We start from the raw sequence: 20,277 nt of genomic DNA, 5'->3' as shown, positions 1-20,277 counted from the left end.
TCAAAAACTTTTCCAGTTATCTTATCTCTCGGTATTCTTTTTAAAAGCAAGTCTAAGAGCAAGTTTTGCGAACAAAAAGATAAGGAAACAACTTTAATTTCTCATCGGCAGTCAGGTTATTCATCTGTTTAATATTTCTATCGGGAATGCCATCGGGGTCCGGGTGGCTGGCCAGGGCCTTTTCAAGACTGTCTTCCCGGATAATATGCAGAAGAGGGTAGGGTGAGCGGTTGGTCAGGTTCTCATCATCATCCGGGTCGGTATCGGCGAAGCAGTAGTTTGGGTGAAAACTAGCTATCTGGAACTGACCTTCCCAGTGGAAGCCGCGAAGCAGGGCATCCACATGATGTAGAAACTGGTTATAGTCATCAAAATCCTGAAGCATGTCCGGAATGACAATCAGGGTGGTTTCCAGTTCACTGGCCGGTGTTTCGGCGGCCAGCGTCAGTTCAGACTGCAACGTCTCCAGCAGGGCTTCTTCCGAGGTATCCCTTGAGAGGGTGATACGAATCTGGTTGTGCTGCTCTGGCCAGGCCGCAAAGGGGCAGAGATCCAGGCCGATCACTACCTCTTTAAGCCACTGGCTGACTGCTTCAATCTCTTTACTCATAAGGTGAAGTCCGGGTTAATGTGTTACGAAGTATGGCAGAAAGCGCGTTTCGGAGCACGAAAGTGGCAGGGATAGACAAGAGTGCTGCGCTGTTGATTTCAGTAAAAATACCGTAATGTTGACCAGTAATTATCTAACCTGTGCTGATGAGAGAGCGTGCATGTCTGCAAGTGAAATGGCTGTGGCCATTCTTTTGGTCCTGATCTGTTCTGCATTATCCTGGCTGTTTGCCAGACAGAGAGCGGCTGCCGAATTGGCAAAGCTGGCTGCACAAATGCAGCAGCAGGATCACAGAATTTCTGAACTTGTCGCAGAGCAGGAACAGCATTCCATTGCGAGAGAAAAGCTGCAACAGGACAATCGTGACCTGCACATTTTAAAAGGAAAACTGGAAACTCTGTTGAGTAATGAAAAGCGCAGAGCTGAAGAAAAGGAAGAGCTGCTCAGGAAAGGTCTGCTTAAACAGCAGGATGAGCAGGAGGCCCGGTTCAGTGCAGAAAAGCAGGTCAGGGAGCTGAAGGTCAGGTTGGAGGAGCAGCAGTTGCAAAATGAAAAGTCATTGCGGCAGCTGGAAGACAATAAACAGGCGCTCAAGGAAGAATTTGGCAATCTGGCTAACGAGATTCTGGAAGCCAAGAGTCAATCGGTTTCACAGCAGCATCAGGCAGGTCTGGAAAATCTGCTAAAACCTTTTAAAGAACAACTGGGTGAGTTTCGCAACAAGGTCGAAGAAGCCAGAAAAGCGGATAATGAAGGTCGCGCTGCGCTCAAACAACAGCTGGAAACTCTGCATAATCTGAACCAGAAGATCACCAATGAAGCAGGCAACCTTGCCAGAGCCCTTAAAGGTGATAAAAAGTTGCAGGGCAACTGGGGGGAATTGCAGGTTGCAAAGATTCTGGAAAGCAGTGGCCTGATTAGAGGGCAGGAGTTCGAGCGGGAAGCCAATTTCAAGGATGAAGAAGGCCAGAACAAGCGGCCTGACTTTATCGTCTATCTACCGGAACAAAAGCATCTGATCATTGACTCCAAAGTTTCGCTGGTGGACTATCTGAGTTATGTTAATGCCGAAACCGATGCTGAGCGTGAAGTTGCTCTGAAGCGACATATACAAAGCATCCGGAATCACATCCGGAGTCTTAACGAAAAAGATTATCCCTCGCTGCCAGAGGTTAAAGCTCCTGACTTCGTCTTTATGTTCATGCCTGTTGAACCCGCTTTCATGGTGGCCTTCCAGCATGACCAGCAACTATTCAATGAGGCTTTTGAGAAGCGTATTGTGGTTGTGACACCCACCACGCTGCTGGCCACGCTCAGGACAGTGTCTAATCTCTGGACGATAGAAAGACAGAATGCCAATGCCCGAAAACTGGCTGACAAGGCTCGTCAGGTGTACGACAAACTTCGTGTTTTTGTTGAAAAGATGGAAAAGCTGGATCAACAACTGACCAGTGCCAGAAGCACTTATGATGACGCTATGGGAAACTTGAAGCATGGTCGGGGGAATCTGATATCTCAGGCGGATCAGTTCCTAACCCTGGGAGTGCGTGTTAAAAAAGAGCTGCCCAGACAGACGCTGGAAACAGCTGACCTGGGAAGCGATAGAGTCATTGAGTCTGATCAGCAATCTATTCAGGGTGATGAACTTTGATGAAACTGTTTATCGGTTTTCTGCATCGACACCGGATTCGAAAATGCCCAATGTCTGCAACTGTTCATATTCCTTAAGCTGGAAGTTTGCAGGCACGACCAGACAGGCTTGTTCGGTCATGACATCAAGTTGTTATAGATGACCTGCCCGAGATGATTGTTTTCCTGTGGCCGACAGCCGTTTAATAGACCAGAAGCCCCGGTTTATGGAGTGAAGCAATGAAAAATGTACTGATTACCGGCTGTTCATCCGGCATTGGTCTGGCGTTGGCCCTGGAGTTGGATCAGAGGGGTTATAGGGTCTGGGCCACAGCAAGAAAGCTGGAATCAATCAGACATCTGTCAGATAAAAGTATCAGGACAGCAGAGTTGGATGTTACCGATGAAGACCAGGTTGGCAGGATACTGGCAGAGATTCAGGATGAAGAAGGTAAGCTGGATGTTCTGATCAATAATGCAGGCTATGGCGGAATGGGAGCAGTGGCTGAGTTACCCAGAGAAGAACTTCTGAAGCAATTTGAGACCAATGTATTTGCTCCGGTGTTGTTAGCCAATAAAGTTATCAAGGAAATGTGCACTAATAAGGAAGGAACAATCATTAATATTGGCAGTGTTTCAGGAGAAGTTACCACGCCCTTCTCAGGGCTTTACTGTGCTTCAAAAGCTGCCTTCAACGCCTTTTCAGATGCTATGAGGATGGAGCTTCAGCCGTTTGGCATAAGAGTTCTGACCGTATTGCCCGGAGCCATCAAATCCCGTTTTGCAGAGAATGCCAATGAAGCTCTTGACCGGGTTTTTTCAGAAGGCTCTCTGTATTTTCCTATCGAAGAGGGAGTCAGAGCACGAGCGAATGCCTCTCAGGATAGGCCCACCCCTGCCAAAAAAGTAGCATCAGAGATTGCTGCATGGCTGGAGTCATCAAGCCAGCAGGGCATTTTAAGAGTGGGCAATGGCAGTAGGGCGCTGCCCGGGCTCAAAAGATGTCTGCCTGTTTCATGGTTTGAGGCTATTCTCAGACGCAAGTTCGGACTTAGCCGTTTAACAGTTAATTAATTGTCCTAAAAGTAGAAAAAAAGTGCATTTTGGCTTTGCCTTTCAGACGGTCCTGCTATAAAGTACGGCTCCGTTCGCAGCAACAGATGCGGGCGACAACAATGGTGAGGTGTCCGAGTGGCCGAAGGAGCACGCCTGGAAAGTGTGTATACGGAAACGTATCGAGGGTTCGAATCCCTCCCTCACCGCCAGTGAACAATTTAGTATTACGCGCTCGTAGCTCAGCTGGATAGAGTACCTGGCTACGAACCAGGCGGTCGTAGGTTCGAATCCTACCGAGCGCGCCATCTTCAGAAAGCCCTATTTTTATAGGGCTTTTTGTCGTTATGGGGATGAGTTTCGTCCTGCCTGTCTCGCCTTTTATTATTTTTTGGTCGTCTAATTTCCGCACTGGCAAAAACCGTAAAAATCCCCATTTTTGGCCATTTTGGGGCCTTTTTCTCTTTCTCTTCTCTTAAATCCGCACTTTTCAAAATTCGTGTGCGTACTTTGATTTTCCCTTTAAAAACAGTTGGTTATCAGTGGTTTCAGGTTGTTTGTACGGGTGTTGGGTTTGCACTTTATTAGCGATATGTGTGGGGGACGGTCGGCGAACTTTATGATTAAAAATCGAGGGGTAAAAAGGAGGGAGTACATCAATCCTCTGGTATACCCAATGCCTTCTTCTGCTCCGACCACAAGAGTGGAAAAGGCTTCATAAAATCAGCCAGTACCAAACCTCCCAGGTTGCGACCATCAATAATGGCTTCCTGAATCTCTGGCGACAGGGTGGTCAGCCGGAGGATTTTCGAAGCATAGCTTTCGCTGTTGATTCCTTCCTTTTTAGCCAGCACTTTCAGATGCTGTTCTTTCCCTGTTTCCAATGCCTTCAACCATCGGTGCGCCCTGACCAGAGCATTCCTCAAAGCCGGGTCGACCTCTTCCAGTGCCGGACGACCATCCGGTGTGGTGATCTGGCTCTTGCCCTTGCGGTTGATGAACTTAATGGGGATATGCACCAGAATGCAGTTCTCGTCTTCGAGGTAGGTGCGGGTCGCCTTGCCGGTTACTTTTATGGCCATGTCACTTCTCCTTGTAGCTCATGGGTAATGGTGGGTATCCCTTCCTGGTGGAAGCGAATCTCAATGCCCTGCTGGTGGACGTCTATACGACTGACCAGTAGTTTCATTAAACGGCGCTGTTCTTCCGGGAACAGCAGGTTCCAGATGTCCGACAGATCGTTCAGGGCTTCTCGAACCTGATCTTCATTGAACGTGTCTTGATCCGTCAGCATCTGCCAGGTGGTGAAAATGATCTCTGGTTGCTTGAGTAAATCCCGGAGGTGTTCAACCACCAGAAACTCGATTTCTCTGGCTGGGAGGGTAGGCAGGGGCGAGTGTTTATGACCATGCTTCCGGGCCGTGCTACTGACGTAGTAACGGTGCAGTTTGCCCTTGCTGCGGCTGGCCGTGGGGATCAGGGCTTCCTGTTCAGGACCGAACAGAAAACCCCGCAGAAAGGAACGTGTGTTGCGGTGTCGGCTGTCTGACTGCCGGGTCGAGCTGTTGCCCTGGAGAATGGCCTCCGCCCTCGCCCAGACCTCCGGTTTGATGAGGGCTTTATGCTCACCCGGGTACCATTCACCCTTGTGTCCGATCTCACCTTTATAGAGGCGGCTCTTCAGCAGCTTGTATATGGCAGTGCGAGTGAACTTTTTGCTACCGGCGACTTGGCCACCCTTGCGCGGCAGTCGTTTGGTTCGAAAGCCCATCTCATTAATCCGTTCAGCGGTTTCAATCTGAGAGCGGGTTTCAATAAAAGTCTTGAAGATCTCCCGGATAATTACTGCTTCCCCCTCATTAGGGACCAGCTTGCGATCCACCACGTCATAACCCAGCGGTGGCGTCCCTCCCATCCACTTGCCTTTCTTTTTGGAGAGCAGGAACTTGTCCCTGATTCTTTCCCCAGTCACTTCCCGTTCAAATTGGGCAAAGGATAGGAGAATATTAAGCGTCAGTCGTCCCATGCTGCTGGTGGTATTAAACTGCTGGGTGACGGCGACAAATGACACCTGATGCTTGTCGAACACCTCCACCAGCCGGGCGAAGTCAGCCAGCGACCTTGAGAGACGATCCACTTTATAAACCACCACCACATCAATCTTTCCGGCTTCCACATCTTGCATCAGTCGCTGAAGCGCAGGCCGTTCCATATTGCCACCAGAAAAGCCGCCATCGTCGTATTCGTCCGGAACCAGAATCCAGCCTTCCTGTTTCTGGGAAGTGATATACGCTTCACCCGCTTCCCTTTGGGCGTGGAGTGAATTGAACTCCTGCTCCAGACCTTCTTCCGAAGACTTGCGGCTATAGACTGCACAGCGCTTGAGATCCTTAATCTTGCTTTTATTTCTGCCCATGGCTTTTTCCCCGCTCATGGCTGCTACCCTTCAGTCCGAAGAACACCGGCCCAGACCAGTGACTTCCAGTAATCAGCTTGGCGATCCCGGAAAGGCTCCGGTATATCTGGCCCCGGTATTCGAAACCTTCCCTGGTGACAATCACCTCGTGGGTTTCACCTTCATACTCCTTAACAATCCGGGTACCTGCTGGTGGCTTATTGACCCTGGCCTTGGGCACAGCTTTGTCTTTAGTCGATGGCTTTTGCAGTCGCTGTAATTGTTTCTTGTGCTTCTCGGAAAGGCTGCCCAGTTCCAGCTCCTGAACCCGGAAGGCCAATCTCTGTCGCAGCAGTCGTTTATTGAGCCTGGGGGCTTTGGTGCCATAGAGCTTTGGCCAGAGTTCCAGCAGTGCCTTGGTGGACATCTTCTGAATGGCAGCTACCTTGGCCGCCAGGCTTGACTGTTCCGATAATTCATTCTTCATTGTTGGACTCCTGTCGTTGAACCCTATGAGACATACAGGCTCTGGTTCCGGCATTAGTCCAGTTATCTTTCTCTCTTTCGGTGTTTTCCCGCTCTTGCTGCTTCATATGGCGACGTTCAATACCGACAGCCAGAATCTGGCAGATAGCCAGGGTATTGGGGTGCGGCTGGTGGCTTGATGGGGTTTTGTTCATGGTCGGCTCCCATCCCTGGGTGGTGCGGATTTATTGATTATTGTCGGAAGCTCTGAAGCCTTTGTAAAAGGGCAATTTGACCCCGTTTGTACCCTCCGATCTGCTATCTGTTATCCCTGTCTTTGAATGTACTCTATTGACCGAATAGCTGATTATTTATACAGTGTTTAATCCGTACGAAGTTAAGGGTTAACTCACGCCATGGCAAGGAGCCAGTATGAAAGCAGTCCAACAAGTACTGCAAGGCGCTGATCTGGAGTCAGATACCTTTTTTGAACTGTGCAAGATTGACCTCAACGCCGTCTCTCCGGGTACGACCCGCATCATTACTCCCAAAGAAGTCTACAAAAATATTCTGACGCTGGATGAGCAAGACCAGGCTCGTTTGGAGTATGTGGCTATCCGGATTGTTGATCTGGCCTGTGAGGTCGGACAACAGGTTATGAGTGACTTATCTCATAATTTCACCAGCAATCCATACGACAATGCCCTTCGGCTTCTGGCAGCGAATGAAAGCGACTTCAGGAAAGCCGAAGAGATCCGCTATGTGGAGTATCACAGACATCATGGTCGCATGTGGGATGGCTATTACCTTCCCACTCCGGTGCCTCTGGATAAAGACGTTGATCTGACTGACTTTGTGCAGAAGCTCAGAGATCAGTTCAACAATGACAAGCTGGTGATCAGGCGGCAGAAGCGACAGCGTCATAGTGATCATCAGGGGTTGGTCACTGTGTTGCAGTTCATGATTTACCGGGAAGGCTTACCGGTCAGCTTTGAAGTGCTCGATGAAGAAGGCAAGGATGTAGTACTGGAAACCATCCACCCCGCTCGCGAGTACGCAGTGACGTATGAGCCGGAGACCGGTGTTATTGAGCTCTACGCAGAACAGGTAGCCATTCGTAATCTGCTGAAGAAAGCCTTCTGTGAGTCGGTTCTGGAACAGGAAGACAGCCCTGAAAAGCTGAAGCTTAGGCAGATCAACCTCGAGATCTTTCGCCAGCGACCTGATTTTGAAGATAGCTTTGATCTTAAGCACGGAGTCATGGAAGTGACAGTCAAGAATATTGACATTCAGACATTGCCCGGGCGGGGTGGTGCGATCTTAAAAGCCACTTCAAGAAAATTCTTTGACAAGGATGCCTATCAAACCATCGAAGACCTTGGGATCAACCTTCTGAATCCGAACAGGCTCCATATTCGGGGCGTGACTCTGGCATTCCTTTGTGAAGCTGTGGGCAGCCTGCCGAAAGAAACGATCACGGTTAAGTTGAGAGCCCCCAACGGTTGTTCATTACGGGATCTGTCTCAACGAGAACGCTACTTGAATCATGATCTGCTGGTGCAGATGGGGGTTCTTCTGGAGGACAAGGATGATGAAGCGACAAGCGTTTGATTTTTTACAAAGTTGTTTTGAGGCAGCTACGGATAGAGAGCGAATCAGTGAGCTGAAGTTCTATTACCCTGAGTGCTGGCAAGACATCATTGGCAATAATGCTTTTATCCCGAAAGGCCCTGCCGATGACCGGCTGATCATGGTGGATTATCCTGATGACTTGCAGGACGGCTATCGCCAGGTGCACAGGGTCAAGGATGAGTTTGTCTACTATTACAACGGCTGCCACAAGGTCACGGACGATGAATTAAGGATGTACAAATTCCGAATGGAGTGGTTCCCGGAATGGTTGGCTGAAAAGCTCAATCTGGATCAGGCAGAACCCATACTGGATGACCGGGTCTGGAAGCTGGGAGAGATCAAAGGCGTCACTGTATTACTGGTTCGAGAGCTGAACCCGAATTTTGATGACATTGCTGACTGTTTGTTTGCTCAATCCTTATCCTCCTGTGTAGTGATTTCCAGCCAAAAGCCCAAGTCCCGCTATATGATTTTACCTCCTGGGTTTCAGTTGCTGCCTCTGGGTGAGTTATTGCCAAAAGGTCCGGTCGCTGTCGACTATAATCGCTTTCTTTCGTATGTTGATCCGGATCAGGCACGACTGGAGCGGGAAGGCATTATCTGGGATGAGCATAACGGGATACTGAGAGTGTTGGGCCTTGATCCCTGGCTACTGAAAGGTGGGCCAGCCCGTTGCCAGCTGGTGGATCAGTTGGTGCAGGCCGGTAAAAGAGGGGCTCCTCGAATTCTGACCCAGTTACTCCTGGAAGAGTCCAGTTCCAGTAATCTTAGCCAGTTCTTCCACAAGGAACCTCGCTGGAGAGATTTTATCGGCTACGAGCCAGGAGCTTCAGGACGATGTTGGTTAAAGGCTTTTGAAGAACTGGAGATGTTTCAAACATCTGAAGCTTGATCAATAAATCACAATGACATTAATACCGGCCAATGAGCCGGTTTTTTTTGCATTAATTTCAGCAAAAAACCTCCTCCTACAGTTTCTCCTACAGCTCCTACACTTCTCCTACAGTAACTCCCCCACTATCAGTCTTGCATGAACACGAAAAGCACGGAGGTCATCATGCAAGACACACTACCGGGAGCCGTTGCTCCTACACTTTGTCCTACACCTGAAAATCAGGTGGTTCATCTGGACTCACTCCAGCTGTCCAAACGCCTCAATATCAGCATCAAGTCTCTGGCCAGAATGCGTCAGGACGGCACCGGTCCCCGCTTTATGCGGATCGGAGCCAGAATCCTGTATCGCCTGTCGGATGTTCTGGAGTACGAGCAATCCCGGCTCTATAACGCAGTGGGCTCACCGGTGATGGAACAGGAGGGTGAGTCATGAGCAGTGAGCTGGAAAACATCCAGAATATGGGAATCGCAGAACTGGCAGCTCGTTCCGGAGCGGAGTTGGCGACGCTGGTCAGGGATACGGATAAAGCCCTGGCGCAACTCCAGCTGCAAAAAGACTGGCTGGAGTCAGTGATCGCCTACAAGTATGTCTACAAGGCTTCCCAGGTTCGAGCTCAGTTGCAGCAGGACTTCGGAACCATCAGTTTTGATGACGAAGGAACGCGTGTGCTGGTGGATTTGCCCAGAGAAGTCAGCTGGGATCAGCAGAAACTAAAGACCATCGCCCAGCGCATTCAGGAACAGGGTGAAGACCCATCTGAGTTTCTGGATGTTCACTACTCGGTGCCTCAGGAGAAGTTTGATCTCTGGCCCCAAGAGATTCGTCGATCCTTCGAGCCAGCCTTGCAAGTGAAGCCAGGTCGTTGCACTTACCGGCTGGTGGGAGGTGTGAAATGAGCCTTCCCATTCTCAATGCAGACCAGCGCAGCGAGGAGCATAAGGGCATCAAGTGCGTGCTGCTGGGCAACAGTGGGGTGGGTAAAACCACCCAGCTGCTGAGTCTCAATCCGGACACCACTTTGTTTGTGGATCTGGAAGCAGGCGATCTGGCGGTGCAAGAGTGGCCCGGCGACACCCTGCGTCCAGCCACCTGGCCGGAGTTCCGTAACTTTGCCGTCTATCTGGCAGGACCTAATCCAGCGCTTCGGGATGATCAGGTGTACTCGAAAGCCCACTATGAAGCGGTATGTCGTAAGTATGGTGATCCTCAATCCCTGGAGAAGTACGACACCTACTTCATAGATTCCATCACAGTGTTGGGAAGGCTCTGCTTCCAGTGGTGCAAAGGCCAGCCCCAGGCGTTCTCCGAAAAAACCGGCAAGCCGGATACTCGGGGCGCTTATGGCCTCCACGGTCAGGAGATGATTGCAGCCCTGACCCACCTGCAACATGCAAGGGGTAAGAATGTGGTCTTTGTCGCCATCCTCGAGGAGCGGGTGGACGACTTTAACCGCAAGCTCCACCAGCCACAGATTGAAGGCAGTAAAACCGGTCTGGAGCTTCCCGGCATCGTTGACCAAGTGATCACCCTGGGTAGTCTGCCCGATGAAGAGGGCAACCTGCGTCGCACGTTTGTCTGCCAAACCCTTAACCCTTACGGCTACCCGGCCAAGGATCGCAGCGGTCGTTTGGATGTATACGAGCCGCCCCACCTCGGACAGCTGTTTACTAAGATCCGTACCGGTTCAAGACAGCCTGTCCAGTTTGAAACTCAACCTCAAGGAACGGAGAAATAACCATGAGCCAACAAAGAGCCATGACACGCTGGAACGACTTTAACGATGCTACCGATCAGGGCAGCTACGATGTCATTCCTTCAGGCACCTTGGTCAAGGTACGTATGACCCTTAAGCCGGGAGGCTACGACAAGCCCGAAATGGGCTGGACCGGTGGTTACGCCACTTGTGGCGATACCGGAGCCATCTACCTCAATGCCGAGTTCACGGTGCTGGAAGGCCAGTACGCCAGGCGCAAGATTTGGTCACTGATCGGGATGCACAGCCCCAAAGGTCCGGAGTGGGAAAACATGGGCCGGTCTTTTGTCCGGGGTGTTTTGCAATCCGCCCGCAATATCAAGGCCGAGGATAACAGTCCACCGGCTTATAAAGCCCGACAGTTGAAATCGTTGTCAGAGCTGGATGGTATTGAGTTCGTCGCCAAAATTAGTACTGAAAAGGATCAGTATGACGAGCCCAAAAATGTCATCAAGCAGGCCATCACACCGGAGCACAAGCAATATGCCCAGTTGATGTTTGGTCAGGTTGCTCCTCAGGGGAATCCACCTGCTAATCAGCTGGGTGGCCACCCTCAGGCTCAACTGCAATCCCAGCTCTACAGTCCTCCGGACTCAGCGCCTCACCCGGCTGAAAGCTACAACAACCAGTGGGATTAAGGCCCTCACGCCCACCTGCGGGTGGGCTTTTCCCTACAGGGACTGTGACAATGAAAAACGAATGGCTTGATTTTAACGATGCCCAAGAGCAGGGCACGACACAGAAACGGGATGCAGAAGACGTTAAGCGTCGTATTCAGGAACGAATGCCAGAGTACCTGGCCTGGCTCTTTCCCAATGGCAAAAAACGAGGTCAGAAGTTTGTATTGGGCAACGTCCAGGGCAAGAAGGGCAAGAGCCTGGAAGTGGAGCTGGGCAGTGGACTTTGGCACGACTTTGAAAGCGGTGAAGGCGGTGACATTATCAGTCTGACTGCGGCGCATCAGTCTCTTGATGCTCAAAGGGACTTTCCAGAAATCATAGAGCTCATGGCGGAGTGGCTCGGCATGCCGTCATTCACGCCACCAGCTTCGGTTAGCCACCAGGAAGAATATGAAGACTTGGGTCATCACACAGGCAAGTGGGACTACCACGATGCCGAAGGCAATTTGATCGCCTGTGTTTACCGTTATGACACACCGGATGGAAAGGAGTTCAGACCCTGGGACGTGAAGACCCGTAAAACCAAAGCTCCCAATCCGAGACCGCTTTATAACCAGCCGGGCATCAAGGTAGCGGACGAAGTACTGCTGGTGGAGGGTGAGAAAGCAGCTCAGGCACTGATTGATACTGGCTATTGTGCTACGACTGCCATGAACGGTGCCAAGGCTCCACCGGATAAAACGGACTGGTCTCCCCTTAAAAACAAACGAGTGCTGGTGTGGCCCGACCATGATGAGGCTGGATTGCTTTACGCCCAGCAGGCCGCACAGGCTATTTCTGATGCGGGGGCGGCCTCCGTCATTATCTTAAAACCACCTGAGCAGCAACCTGAGAAGTGGGACGCAGCAGATGCTGTGGCAGAGGCATTCGATATTCGTCAATGGATGATTACCACACGACGAAAGACGATCAAGGAGTCTGTACCCGTCTATCGTTTTGGTGAGTTGCTGGATGATGAATCCCCCATGCCAGAGGATTTGCTGTCTCCGAGGATATTGACGCCTGGTGGCATGTTGGTGTTGGGTGGTGCTCCGAAGGTAGGCAAGAGTGACTTCCTGCTTAACCTTCTCGCGCATATGTCGGCAGGCTTGACCTTCCTGGATATGCGCCCCAGTCGTCCCCTGAAGGTGTTCTATCTACAGGCCGAGGTGCAATACCACTATCTGCGTGAGCGGGTGAAGCAATTACCCCTCAAGGACTTCCAGCTTAACCGGGTTCGAGAGAACCTGGTGATGACAGCCCGGTTAAAACTGATCCTTAATGCGGTGGGCTTGCCCATCATCGCCAGAGCGATTCAGCAGGCTTTTTCTGAAGGACCTGATGTCATTGTTATTGACCCCATCAGGAATGTGTTCGATCCGGGGCCGGACGGCAGCAGCGAAAATGATAACAACGCTATGCTGTTTTTTCTCAAGGAGCGAGTGGAGCAACTGCGGGATATCGTTAACCCGGACGCAGGCATAGTGCTCGTTCACCACACCCGAAAGATGAGTAAACGACAGCTTGAGGAAGATCCTTTTCAGGCGCTTTCCGGGGCTGGCAGCCTAAGAGGTTACTACACCTCCGGGATGTTGCTGTTCAGGCCGGAAGAGCTGGAGCCTGAACGAATGCTCTATTACGAGCTGAGAAACGGCCCTTCACCCAAAGCTCAGAGGATCATCAAAAGAGATGGACAATGGCGGGAAGCACCTCCCAACAGTATGCGTCTGGCGGGTGAAGAGTTAGGCAAGAAGCACGATGCAGAGCGCATCAGGAAGCGGGAAGTGATCGTCAACCTGCTCTACCAGGAAGCACTGAAAGGCAGGGTGTTCACCGTTAACCAGTTCTCTGAGCAGTTTGAAAACCAGCTGGGCCTGGGTGGCAAAACGACCATCTATGATCGAATTCAGGTGCTGGCTACCAAAGGTTATATCAAGTTTTTCCGGGATTATGACGAGTATAATTTGCCTGCTCCAAAGCGCAGCAAACTGGGGTATTTATGTGTTGATGGCATGGCCTATGGCGTGGATGGCGAGGCATTGTGCAGCATCAGGCCAACGGATTTCAAATGCCCCAATACCGGCACATTGCTGCCTGTCGAAAATCCGGATGTGTGGGTTTACCAGGACGCCCTGTAGAAGTCAGAAACCGACTGAAAATGGCCTTTCAGAATTCGGCCAGATTTCAGAATTCGCAGAATTCAAAAAAATTGAAATCTGGTTGAGAACTTATTTTTAAAAGGATTTCAAACGGTTATGCAGGCTTTTTAGAATTCAACTCAGGTTTTCCGAATTCTGGAATCCGAAGTTTGTAAGTGATTGTTTATTAAGCAATATTTTCTAGTTTTCAGAATTCAACAACACCGTATATATAAATATATACAGGCGAGCCTCCTTCAGGTCGGCCTCGCCTGTATAACAAAACCACAGGAGCTGAAGTCATGGAGTGCAAGGATGAACTGGCCCATCGCTATCGGGAAGCCTGGCTGGTGGCACGACGAGTGTCGTCAGGTATTAATCTCCGGTACTCCGCTTTCTGGCCGGAGAGTAATCCCAACCGCTGGGAGGTCTACCAGGGAGAAAACAAAATCCTGAGACTGCCTGAGCCCTCGGAAGACGAAGTGGATCGCATGGTGAAGTGTATGCGCTGGTTGCGATGGGTCAGCGAGGAGGAACGCAAGCTGATCTGGCTTCGTGCTTCGGGATTGCCCTGGCGAGTGATTGCTGACGACCTCGGGGTGAATCGAAAAACAGCCTATGGGCACTGGTGCAAGGCCATAAACCGGATTTCTATCCACATTTTACAAAAAAATTCAGGGTAATTTGACCCATGTAGAGTGTTTAAAGAGGTGTTTGTCTGTCGTTGTCGCTTAAAGTCCGTATATGGAGGATTGGACACTTTCGCCAAATTTGACAAGAATTAACGCTAAGCTCGAAGCGAAGTGCACCTGAACCTCACACCTCCCCGGTCTGAGGTTTTTTTACGTCTGGAAATCACGGAAGAACCATGTCCAGAATCCTTGTCGAAGCCATAGAACATCGCACCGTCGCCACCCTGGTGCCCTACGCCAACAATGCCCGGACTCACTCCGATGAGCAGGTGGACCAGATTGCCCGGTCAATCGAGGAGTTCGGGTTTGTCAATCCGGTGCTGGTGGGCAGTGACGATGTTATCGTAGCCGGTCATGGTCGTTTGATGGCGGCGAAGCAGCTGGGCATGGAAACTGTGCCGGTGATTGTGCTGGGGCACTTGAGTGAAACCCAGCGCCGAGCGCTGGTCATAGCCGACAACCAGATCACGGCCAACTCAGGCTGGGACGAAGAACTGCTCAAGCAGGAACTGGCAGAACTGGATGCTCTGGATTTTGACCTGGATCTGATGGGCTTTTCCGATGAGGAGTTGGAAGGTCTGTTGCTGGTGGACGAGCCTGAAGGGCAGACCGATGATGATGAAATTCCTGAACCGGAAGAGCATCCCGTCAGCCAGCTGGGTGATGTCTGGATTTTGGGAAGCCATCGGGTGCTGTGCGGCAGTGCTACCGAACAGGCCGATGTGGAAACCCTGATGGCAGGCCAGCTGGCGGATATGGTGTTCACCGATCCACCTTACAACGTTGACTACGCTAACCCTGAGAAAAACACCCAAGCCAAAAAAGATCGCCGGATCAAAAACGATAATCTCGGCTCTGAGTTCCACGCTTTCCTGCTGGCCGCCATGACCAACCTGATAGGGGTCTGCAAGGGGGCGATTTATATCTGCATGTCGTCGTCTGAGCTGGATACGCTCCAGAAAGCTTTCCGGGAAGCCGGTGGCAAGTGGTCCACGTTTATCATCTGGGCCAAGAATACTTTCACCCTGGGTCGTTCAGATTATCAACGGCAGTACGAGCCAATCCTCTACGGCTGGAAGGAAGGCAATGAACATTTCTGGTGTGGAGCCAGAGATCAGGGTGATGTCTGGTTCTTCAGCAAGCCTGCCAGGAATGACCTTCATCCCACTATGAAACCCGTGGAGCTGGTAGAGCGAGCTGTTCGCAACTCTTCCAAGACCCACGACATTGTGCTGGATCTGTTTGGCGGTTCCGGCTCCACACTGATTGCCTGCGAAAAGTCACACCGCAGTGCCCGGCTCACCGAACTGGACCCCAAATACGTGGATGTCATTGTGCGTCGATGGGAGGAGTACACAGGCAAGGAAGCCTATCTTGAATCCAATCATCTGACCTTTGAACAAACCAGAGAAGAAAGACATGGAAGAACTTTCAAGGCGACTGGATCAGATTGATTCCAAACTCGACAAACTGAGCGATGCCGTTTCCCGTTTGTCCATGATCGAGGAACGAATCACTCACCAGACCAACAACCTCACCCGTCAGGATGAACGCCTGGACGAGCAGGAGAAACGCATCCGAAAACTGGAGTTTCAGGCCAGTCGCCGGGGTGTGATGCTGGGCTATATCGAACGCTTCGGTTGGATCGTGCTGACCGCTGCTATTGGCCTGTTGGCTTACTTTCTTAAAACATAAACTCAGGGGATGAGTAATGGGCAAGCGTAAGGAAACCAATTACATCGTCGTTCATTGCTCGGACACCCGAGCTAACCAACACGTTACTTTTGAAGACATCAAACGCTGGCACACCATGGAACGGGCCTTTCTGGATATTGGTTATCACTGGGTAATTGAGCGGGACGGTTCCGTCAAGCAGGGTCGCCCTATTGAAGACTGGGGTGCTCATGTCAAATACCACAATCATGAGAGTGTTGGCATCTGCTTGGTGGGTGGCCTGAATGAACACAATGAGCCAGAAGATAACTTCACTCCGGAACAGAAGCGAATGCTGAAGCTTCTGGTGGCTGGCCATCAAGCTATTTATTCAAACGCTGTCGTGCATGGTCATCATCACTTTAGTAAGGTGAAGACCTGTCCCAACTTTGATGTGCACCAGTGGCTCAGACAGGAAGGACTGCTGGGGGGCAAACGGTGAGTCTGGTGGCTGCCATCCCGGTGATAGGAAAGGTCATCGATAAGCTTTTTCCTGATGCGAACAAAGCCAGGGAAGCCAGAGCTGAACTGAGCAAGATGCTGCTCAACGGTGAGCTGAATGAACTGAAGCAAAAGGCTGGCGTTGTTAAAGCCGAAGCTCAGGGTGAAAGCTGGCTGCAAAGGAACTGGAGACCCATGGTGATGCTGGTCTTTACGGCATTAGTCGTGTGTCGCTGGATGGGTTGGTCAGCACCAAATCTTACTGAGGCAGTGGAACTGAAACTGTTCAATATTATTCAGTTGGGTATTGGCGGATACATTGCCAGCCGTGGGCTGGAGAAAGTGACAAGAACATGGAAAGGCTGAGGCTTAATTTAAGCCGCTCTGAGCGTTTCTTTTTAAATGCAGGGAGCGTCTCGGGATCGAAGAGAACGCTTGATAAGCGTCTTCTGACGGCTGTTCCGGGGTCCCTGGGAGGCGTCTTCTAGTGCGGGTATGCATCAGCGCGGAATAGCACCAGCGACAGAGTGAAAATCGGGGTTGACACTCAGGTTGACAGGTTGGGCTTAAGCCCAGTAATGGCGGGGCTTTCCGGTGTCAACCAGCCAGGGATTTTGTCAACCAAACTGTCAGCCTTTGCGGCCAAGGTTGTCAACCTGGTTGACAGCTCTGAGGTGCCACTAAAACTTGAGTTCAATGGCCAGTAGAATGGAGCAATAGCGGCCGTCAGCCAGCCGCCTTGCAATGCGAGAGCGGTTACTTATGCAGTCTCACCCTGAAAGAGCGCTTCCAGTCCGGCGGTGATCCGGTAAATGCGATCCTTGCCTTCAGGCTTCTCCGATTCAATGGTCAGTCCCAGTCGTTTTTTTAAGGCTCCGGCCAGAGTGCCGCGAACCGTGTGCTGTTGCCATCCGGTCTCGCGCATGATTTCGTGGATCTCAGCGCCCTCGGGTCGGCTCAGCAGCTCAATCACCCTGTGGAGTTTGGTACCGGTGCGGATCTTGCCTTTCCGGGCAGGTTGGTCGTCTACCGTAAGGCCGATGGCTGTCTTGCCCTGGGGGCTGATGTCGTAGGTGTCAGCCTTTTTCATGGGGATCAGAAAGCCTTTGCTGGTCAGACTGTCCAGCACTTTTTTCCGGGCACCTCCTTTCAGGGTGAGCTTGTTAGCGTCAAGGGTTCCTGTCTCAGCGGCTTGCTTCAGAACAGTCTCTTGGGTAGCAGTGAGTTTTGTCGTTTTCATGGTGCTTCTCCTTTTGGGGTTATTGTTTTTGGCCTTGTTTCAGGCCCAATTGATAAGCCTGTTCCAAAGCCTTTTTGACTTGCCAGACGGCGACTTCCTCGAAGTCTTCCGAAGTGTTTCGGGTTTTGAGGGTGTCCATTAGCAGGGTCTTTTGGGCGATGTTTTCCAGGGCTTGTTCGGTCTTCTTATTCATGGCCTGTTTCCTTTTTGATGCTTGTTTGCGTTATGTACAGTAAGGCTCCATAACCGGTGGTTATCAAGGAAAAAACTATTAATAATCAATAGGTTGTAGAAGTAGGAGGCGTATCCGGCCACGGCGGGACAGGGGAGGTTATACAAATCGCTATGACACTCATCTCGCAATCGGAATTCGCCAAACGTCAAGGCTGGAGCCGCCAATATGTGGCCAAATTGGTCAAGTCCGGCAAGATTCGTCTGCAGAAGGGCAAGGTCAATCCGGATGAGGCCCTGAAGGCGATCCAGGCCCAGGCTGAGCCCTCGACTGTGCTGAGGAAACCTGCTTCCCAAGACCACTTGCCAGTGGCCCCCACTGATTCAAGACAGGCGGTGGATTTCGTTACGGCTCGCACCATGCGGGAAGCTTTCAGAGCCAAGATGGCGAAGATGGAGTATGAGGAAAAGGCCGGAAAGCTCACCGAAGCCAGCAAGGTGCGTGAAGATGCTTACCGGGCGGGAAGAATGCTGAGGGATGCTTTGTTAGGCATCCCGGACCGACAGGCGGATGTCCTGGCGGCAGAAACCGATCCTCGCAAAGTACGTCAACTGTTGATGGATGAACTTGAAGCAATCCTTTCCGAGCTGAGTAGTATTTAATCACTGGGTGGCTTGGGACAGGGTAGCACTCCTTCCCACTGAATCAGGCATCGCAGTTTCTCTTTCATTGGCATGTCGGCAAATAGCTGGTTTACGGTTTTACAGCAGACCACCTTGTTTTCGACTATATCCTTACCCCCCAGACTTTTGGGCATGACATGATCAATACTGGCATCAGCGGGTTTGAGTGACTTTTTACAGTAGAAGCACTTGTTTCCCTGCAACCAGAGCAATCTTTGGAGTTGTGACTTAGCCATGGATAGAGTCCTTTTTTCTTATGTCCAGCCCTTATATTGACGGTTTTTTTGCAGGCCTGAAACCTGACACACGACTGACCGTTTCAGAGTGGGCCGATGAATACCGCATTCTGCCCATGAAAGCGGCCAAAGAGGCCGGTCGCTGGCGAACCGCTCGGACGCCTTACCTCAAAGAAATTATGGATTGTCTGTCACCCTCTTCGGATGTGGAACGTGTCGTTTTTATGAAAGGTGCACAGGTCGGTGGCACCGAATGTGGCAATAATTGGCTGGGCTATGTGATCCATCATACGCCCGGTCCCATGATGTATGTGCTGCCGACGTTGGATATGGCCAAGAGAACCTCCAAGCAGCTCATAGCGCCGATGATTGAAGAGATGCCGATTTTGCGGGAGCGGGTGAAAGACCCTCGTTCCCGGGATTCTGGTAATACTCAGATGGTGAAGGAGTTCCCTAACGGTGTATTGATCATCACCGGAGCCAACTCCGCCACGGGCTTACGTTCCATGCCTGCCCGCTTTCTGTTTCTGGATGAAGTGGATGCCTACGAAGACGATGTAGATGGGGAAGGCAGCCCTATCAACCTGGCGATTAAACGTACAGCGACGTTTTCCCGTAATCGAAAAATCCTGATGGTGTCGACACCCAATATTGCCGGGGCCAGCAAGGTTGAATCGGCCTATCAGGCCAGCGACCAGCGGCAATACTACGTGCCTTGTTTGAACTGTGGGCACATGCAGCCTATTGAGTGGCAGCAAATAAAGTTTGAAAACCAGAACCCGGAAACGGCTTGTTTTGAATGCATCCAGTGTCAGAACCAAATGCAGGAACATGACAAACCCAAATTACTGGAGAATGGGCAGTGGGAGCCTCAGAATCCAGAGAGTGACGGCAAAATACGGGGCTACCATCTGAATTCACTGTACAGCCCTAATGGCTGGTACAGCTGGAAAGATGCCGTGGCAGATTTTCTGGCGGCCAAAGATGATCCGGTTCTCTTGAAAGACTGGACCAATACCGTGTTGGGCCAGACCTGGCAGGAAGCCGGAGAAACCGTCGATTACGAATTACTTTACCAGCGTCGTGAGCACTATGTTGCTGAAGTACCTTGGCCAGTAGAAGTGCTGACCTGCGGTATCGATGTTCAAGATGACCGGGTGGAGTGTGAAGTAGTGGGCTGGGGTGCCGGTGAAGAGAGCTGGTCTATTGATTACATCCGGCTCTATGGCGATCTGAGTCGCCCGGAAATCTGGAAGATTCTGGCAGATAAACTGAGGACGACTTATCGGCGGCAGGATGGGGTATTGATGAACCTCGCCCAGATTTGTATGGACTCCGGTGGTCACTTTACCGATGAGGTGTATGCCTTTTCCCGTAAGCAGGGGACCGACTGGCTGATTCCAATCAAGGGGGCTTCCCAGTCTGGTAAACCCATCGCCACCTTCCCGAAAACTCGCAATAAGAAAGGCGTCTACCTGACTCTGGTGGGCACCGACACGGCCAAAGAACTGATCTATCAGCGTTACAGAATTCTGGAGCCTGGCGCAGGTTACTGCCACTGGCCGGTTAAGGACTGCTTTGACGAAGACTACTTTGAGCAAGCAACCGCAGAAGAAAAGGTGCGCAAATACAAACACGGGGTCGCTTATTTTGAATGGGATGCCCGCAAGAAGCGGAATGAAGCTTTGGACTGTCGGGTCTATGCCCTGACGGCGGTGCGTATTCTGCAGCAACACCGTGGATTGGATCTGGAGCAGTTGGCTGCTCAACGTCCTGAGCCAGAAATTAGGGTAGAAGCGTCTGAACCAGACGCTCTGACTCAAGCCCGATCCCGACGATTTTCTCGCAGCAGCTACCTGAATGGATAACGC

General features: G+C 51.2%; 24 protein-coding genes and 2 tRNA genes. 18 read left to right on the top strand and 8 right to left on the bottom strand.

From position 1 onward, the window contains the following. Positions 1-52: 52 nt before the first annotated feature. Positions 53-610 carry a DUF1415 domain-containing protein gene (locus tag ACOJUN_RS04710; RefSeq protein WP_422135516.1) on the bottom strand — a complete coding sequence of 186 codons (558 nt, stop codon included), beginning with the start codon at positions 608-610 and terminating at the stop codon, positions 53-55. A gap of 160 nt (positions 611-770) precedes the next feature. Between ACOJUN_RS04710 and rmuC the strand changes: the two genes are divergently transcribed. From rmuC to ACOJUN_RS04690, 4 genes are all read left to right on the top strand, one after another. Then, entirely contained in the window at positions 771-2,261 is a 1,491-nt protein-coding gene (gene rmuC, locus ACOJUN_RS04705) for a DNA recombination protein RmuC (RefSeq protein ID WP_422135515.1), read from the top strand. A 218-nt stretch (positions 2,262-2,479) separates the two neighbouring features. Beyond that, the gene (locus ACOJUN_RS04700; RefSeq protein ID WP_422135514.1) at positions 2,480-3,313 is read left to right on the top strand and encodes an SDR family oxidoreductase; all 834 of its coding nucleotides are present in this window, start codon (positions 2,480-2,482) and stop codon (positions 3,311-3,313) included. Between the two features lie 103 nt (positions 3,314-3,416). Continuing rightward, a tRNA-Ser gene (locus tag ACOJUN_RS04695) sits at positions 3,417-3,504 on the top strand. A 19-nt stretch (positions 3,505-3,523) separates the two neighbouring features. Then, a tRNA-Arg gene (locus ACOJUN_RS04690) sits at positions 3,524-3,600 on the top strand. Between the two features lie 348 nt (positions 3,601-3,948). On the opposite strand, the gene ACOJUN_RS04685 is transcribed toward ACOJUN_RS04690, so the two are convergent. The 4 genes from ACOJUN_RS04685 to ACOJUN_RS04670 are packed head-to-tail and all read right to left on the bottom strand — an operon-like array spanning position 3,949 to position 6,367. Next, on the bottom strand, positions 3,949-4,374 hold the full coding sequence (locus ACOJUN_RS04685; RefSeq protein ID WP_422135513.1) for a hypothetical protein: 426 nt from the start codon (positions 4,372-4,374) through the stop codon (positions 3,949-3,951). After that, on the bottom strand, positions 4,365-5,708 hold the full coding sequence (locus ACOJUN_RS04680) for a recombinase family protein (RefSeq protein ID WP_422135512.1): 1,344 nt from the start codon (positions 5,706-5,708) through the stop codon (positions 4,365-4,367). Before ACOJUN_RS04680 ends, ACOJUN_RS04685 begins: the two co-directional genes overlap by 10 nt. Next, on the bottom strand, positions 5,695-6,174 hold the full coding sequence (locus tag ACOJUN_RS04675; protein WP_422135511.1) for a DUF2924 domain-containing protein: 480 nt from the start codon (positions 6,172-6,174) through the stop codon (positions 5,695-5,697). The genes ACOJUN_RS04680 and ACOJUN_RS04675 overlap by 14 nt, the downstream gene beginning before the upstream one ends. Then, entirely contained in the window at positions 6,164-6,367 is a 204-nt protein-coding gene (locus tag ACOJUN_RS04670; RefSeq protein WP_422135510.1) for a hypothetical protein, read from the bottom strand. Before ACOJUN_RS04670 ends, ACOJUN_RS04675 begins: the two co-directional genes overlap by 11 nt. A 217-nt stretch (positions 6,368-6,584) precedes the next feature. Here ACOJUN_RS04670 and ACOJUN_RS04665 point away from each other — a divergent pair, with 217 nt between their 5' ends. The 12 genes from ACOJUN_RS04665 to ACOJUN_RS04610 all read left to right on the top strand — a co-directional run bounded on the left by ACOJUN_RS04665 (position 6,585) and on the right by ACOJUN_RS04610 (position 16,441). Then, the gene (locus tag ACOJUN_RS04665) at positions 6,585-7,763 is read left to right on the top strand and encodes a hypothetical protein (protein WP_422135509.1); all 1,179 of its coding nucleotides are present in this window, start codon (positions 6,585-6,587) and stop codon (positions 7,761-7,763) included. Further along, positions 7,741-8,676: a hypothetical protein gene (locus ACOJUN_RS04660; RefSeq protein ID WP_422135508.1), complete on the top strand. Its 936-nt coding sequence runs from the start codon at positions 7,741-7,743 to the stop codon at positions 8,674-8,676. Before ACOJUN_RS04665 ends, ACOJUN_RS04660 begins: the two co-directional genes overlap by 23 nt. A 165-nt stretch (positions 8,677-8,841) precedes the next feature. Beyond that, positions 8,842-9,111 (top strand): helix-turn-helix domain-containing protein, encoded by a 270-nt coding sequence (locus tag ACOJUN_RS04655; RefSeq protein ID WP_317144893.1) that lies wholly within the window; start codon positions 8,842-8,844, stop codon positions 9,109-9,111. Beyond that, positions 9,108-9,575 carry a hypothetical protein gene (locus ACOJUN_RS04650; protein ID WP_422135507.1) on the top strand — a complete coding sequence of 156 codons (468 nt, stop codon included), beginning with the start codon at positions 9,108-9,110 and terminating at the stop codon, positions 9,573-9,575. Before ACOJUN_RS04655 ends, ACOJUN_RS04650 begins: the two co-directional genes overlap by 4 nt. Continuing rightward, complete coding sequence (locus ACOJUN_RS04645) at positions 9,572-10,414, top strand: ATP-binding protein (RefSeq protein WP_422135506.1); 843 nt, start codon at positions 9,572-9,574, stop codon at positions 10,412-10,414. Before ACOJUN_RS04650 ends, ACOJUN_RS04645 begins: the two co-directional genes overlap by 4 nt. A gap of 2 nt (positions 10,415-10,416) precedes the next feature. Further along, the gene (locus ACOJUN_RS04640; RefSeq protein ID WP_422135505.1) at positions 10,417-11,070 is read left to right on the top strand and encodes a hypothetical protein; all 654 of its coding nucleotides are present in this window, start codon (positions 10,417-10,419) and stop codon (positions 11,068-11,070) included. A gap of 50 nt (positions 11,071-11,120) precedes the next feature. Further along, positions 11,121-13,229 (top strand): AAA family ATPase, encoded by a 2,109-nt coding sequence (locus tag ACOJUN_RS04635; protein WP_422135504.1) that lies wholly within the window; start codon positions 11,121-11,123, stop codon positions 13,227-13,229. Between the two features lie 302 nt (positions 13,230-13,531). Further along, the gene (locus ACOJUN_RS04630) at positions 13,532-13,912 is read left to right on the top strand and encodes a DUF6362 family protein (protein ID WP_422135503.1); all 381 of its coding nucleotides are present in this window, start codon (positions 13,532-13,534) and stop codon (positions 13,910-13,912) included. A gap of 185 nt (positions 13,913-14,097) precedes the next feature. After that, positions 14,098-15,375, top strand: a complete 1,278-nt coding sequence (locus ACOJUN_RS04625) for a site-specific DNA-methyltransferase (protein ID WP_422135502.1) — start codon at positions 14,098-14,100, stop codon at positions 15,373-15,375. Beyond that, a complete protein-coding gene (locus ACOJUN_RS04620) occupies positions 15,341-15,616 on the top strand; it encodes a flagellin (RefSeq protein WP_257276409.1) in 276 nt (91 codons plus the stop codon). The genes ACOJUN_RS04625 and ACOJUN_RS04620 overlap by 35 nt, the downstream gene beginning before the upstream one ends. Positions 15,617-15,632: 16 nt before the next feature. After that, positions 15,633-16,076, top strand: coding sequence for an N-acetylmuramoyl-L-alanine amidase (locus ACOJUN_RS04615; RefSeq protein WP_422135501.1), 444 nt, complete (start codon positions 15,633-15,635; stop codon positions 16,074-16,076). Further along, positions 16,073-16,441: a 3TM-type holin gene (locus ACOJUN_RS04610; RefSeq protein WP_422135500.1), complete on the top strand. Its 369-nt coding sequence runs from the start codon at positions 16,073-16,075 to the stop codon at positions 16,439-16,441. Before ACOJUN_RS04615 ends, ACOJUN_RS04610 begins: the two co-directional genes overlap by 4 nt. Positions 16,442-16,835: 394 nt before the next feature. On the opposite strand, the gene ACOJUN_RS04605 is transcribed toward ACOJUN_RS04610, so the two are convergent. Then, the gene (locus ACOJUN_RS04605; RefSeq protein ID WP_422135499.1) at positions 16,836-17,315 is read right to left on the bottom strand and encodes a DUF3489 domain-containing protein; all 480 of its coding nucleotides are present in this window, start codon (positions 17,313-17,315) and stop codon (positions 16,836-16,838) included. 19 nt (positions 17,316-17,334) lie between these two features. Continuing rightward, positions 17,335-17,508 (bottom strand): DUF6900 domain-containing protein, encoded by a 174-nt coding sequence (locus ACOJUN_RS04600; RefSeq protein WP_422135498.1) that lies wholly within the window; start codon positions 17,506-17,508, stop codon positions 17,335-17,337. Between the two features lie 152 nt (positions 17,509-17,660). On the opposite strand from ACOJUN_RS04600, the gene ACOJUN_RS04595 reads away from it, so the two are divergent. Next, on the top strand, positions 17,661-18,149 hold the full coding sequence (locus ACOJUN_RS04595) for a hypothetical protein (RefSeq protein WP_422135497.1): 489 nt from the start codon (positions 17,661-17,663) through the stop codon (positions 18,147-18,149). Here the strand turns inward: ACOJUN_RS04595 and ACOJUN_RS04590 are convergent. Then, positions 18,146-18,406 (bottom strand): HNH endonuclease, encoded by a 261-nt coding sequence (locus tag ACOJUN_RS04590; RefSeq protein ID WP_422135496.1) that lies wholly within the window; start codon positions 18,404-18,406, stop codon positions 18,146-18,148. The genes ACOJUN_RS04595 and ACOJUN_RS04590 overlap by 4 nt on opposite strands. Positions 18,407-18,426: 20 nt before the next feature. On the opposite strand from ACOJUN_RS04590, the gene ACOJUN_RS04585 reads away from it, so the two are divergent. Continuing rightward, complete coding sequence (locus ACOJUN_RS04585; protein WP_422135495.1) at positions 18,427-20,274, top strand: phage terminase large subunit family protein; 1,848 nt, start codon at positions 18,427-18,429, stop codon at positions 20,272-20,274. Positions 20,275-20,277: the final 3 nt, after the last annotated feature.

The sequence above is a fragment of the Endozoicomonas sp. ALD040 genome, from assembly GCF_049275945.1.
Lineage (GTDB): Bacteria > Pseudomonadota > Gammaproteobacteria > Pseudomonadales > Endozoicomonadaceae > Endozoicomonas_A.
The sequence above is the reverse complement of the archived record's forward strand: the minus strand, read 5'-3'. Positions and strand labels throughout refer to the sequence as shown.

Coding starts and splice junctions, on each gene's coding strand:
- ACOJUN_RS04660 (WP_422135508.1), top strand. CDS start 7,741: ATGATGAAGCGACAAGCGTTTGATTTTTTACAAAGTTGTTTTGAGGCA.
- ACOJUN_RS04680 (WP_422135512.1), bottom strand. CDS start 5,708: ATGGGCAGAAATAAAAGCAAGATTAAGGATCTCAAGCGCTGTGCAGTC.
- ACOJUN_RS04640 (WP_422135505.1), top strand. CDS start 10,417: ATGAGCCAACAAAGAGCCATGACACGCTGGAACGACTTTAACGATGCT.
- ACOJUN_RS04635 (WP_422135504.1), top strand. CDS start 11,121: ATGAAAAACGAATGGCTTGATTTTAACGATGCCCAAGAGCAGGGCACG.
- ACOJUN_RS04685 (WP_422135513.1), bottom strand. CDS start 4,374: ATGGCCATAAAAGTAACCGGCAAGGCGACCCGCACCTACCTCGAAGAC.
- ACOJUN_RS04645 (WP_422135506.1), top strand. CDS start 9,572: ATGAGCCTTCCCATTCTCAATGCAGACCAGCGCAGCGAGGAGCATAAG.
- ACOJUN_RS04585 (WP_422135495.1), top strand. CDS start 18,427: ATGTCCAGCCCTTATATTGACGGTTTTTTTGCAGGCCTGAAACCTGAC.
- rmuC (WP_422135515.1), top strand. CDS start 771: ATGTCTGCAAGTGAAATGGCTGTGGCCATTCTTTTGGTCCTGATCTGT.
- ACOJUN_RS04700 (WP_422135514.1), top strand. CDS start 2,480: ATGAAAAATGTACTGATTACCGGCTGTTCATCCGGCATTGGTCTGGCG.
- ACOJUN_RS04675 (WP_422135511.1), bottom strand. CDS start 6,174: ATGAAGAATGAATTATCGGAACAGTCAAGCCTGGCGGCCAAGGTAGCT.
- ACOJUN_RS04655 (WP_317144893.1), top strand. CDS start 8,842: ATGCAAGACACACTACCGGGAGCCGTTGCTCCTACACTTTGTCCTACA.
- ACOJUN_RS04665 (WP_422135509.1), top strand. CDS start 6,585: ATGAAAGCAGTCCAACAAGTACTGCAAGGCGCTGATCTGGAGTCAGAT.
- ACOJUN_RS04650 (WP_422135507.1), top strand. CDS start 9,108: ATGAGCAGTGAGCTGGAAAACATCCAGAATATGGGAATCGCAGAACTG.
- ACOJUN_RS04620 (WP_257276409.1), top strand. CDS start 15,341: ATGGAAGAACTTTCAAGGCGACTGGATCAGATTGATTCCAAACTCGAC.
- ACOJUN_RS04590 (WP_422135496.1), bottom strand. CDS start 18,406: ATGGCTAAGTCACAACTCCAAAGATTGCTCTGGTTGCAGGGAAACAAG.
- ACOJUN_RS04605 (WP_422135499.1), bottom strand. CDS start 17,315: ATGAAAACGACAAAACTCACTGCTACCCAAGAGACTGTTCTGAAGCAA.
- ACOJUN_RS04595 (WP_422135497.1), top strand. CDS start 17,661: ATGACACTCATCTCGCAATCGGAATTCGCCAAACGTCAAGGCTGGAGC.
- ACOJUN_RS04670 (WP_422135510.1), bottom strand. CDS start 6,367: ATGAACAAAACCCCATCAAGCCACCAGCCGCACCCCAATACCCTGGCT.
- ACOJUN_RS04615 (WP_422135501.1), top strand. CDS start 15,633: ATGGGCAAGCGTAAGGAAACCAATTACATCGTCGTTCATTGCTCGGAC.
- ACOJUN_RS04710 (WP_422135516.1), bottom strand. CDS start 610: ATGAGTAAAGAGATTGAAGCAGTCAGCCAGTGGCTTAAAGAGGTAGTG.
- ACOJUN_RS04600 (WP_422135498.1), bottom strand. CDS start 17,508: ATGAATAAGAAGACCGAACAAGCCCTGGAAAACATCGCCCAAAAGACC.
- ACOJUN_RS04630 (WP_422135503.1), top strand. CDS start 13,532: ATGGAGTGCAAGGATGAACTGGCCCATCGCTATCGGGAAGCCTGGCTG.
- ACOJUN_RS04625 (WP_422135502.1), top strand. CDS start 14,098: ATGTCCAGAATCCTTGTCGAAGCCATAGAACATCGCACCGTCGCCACC.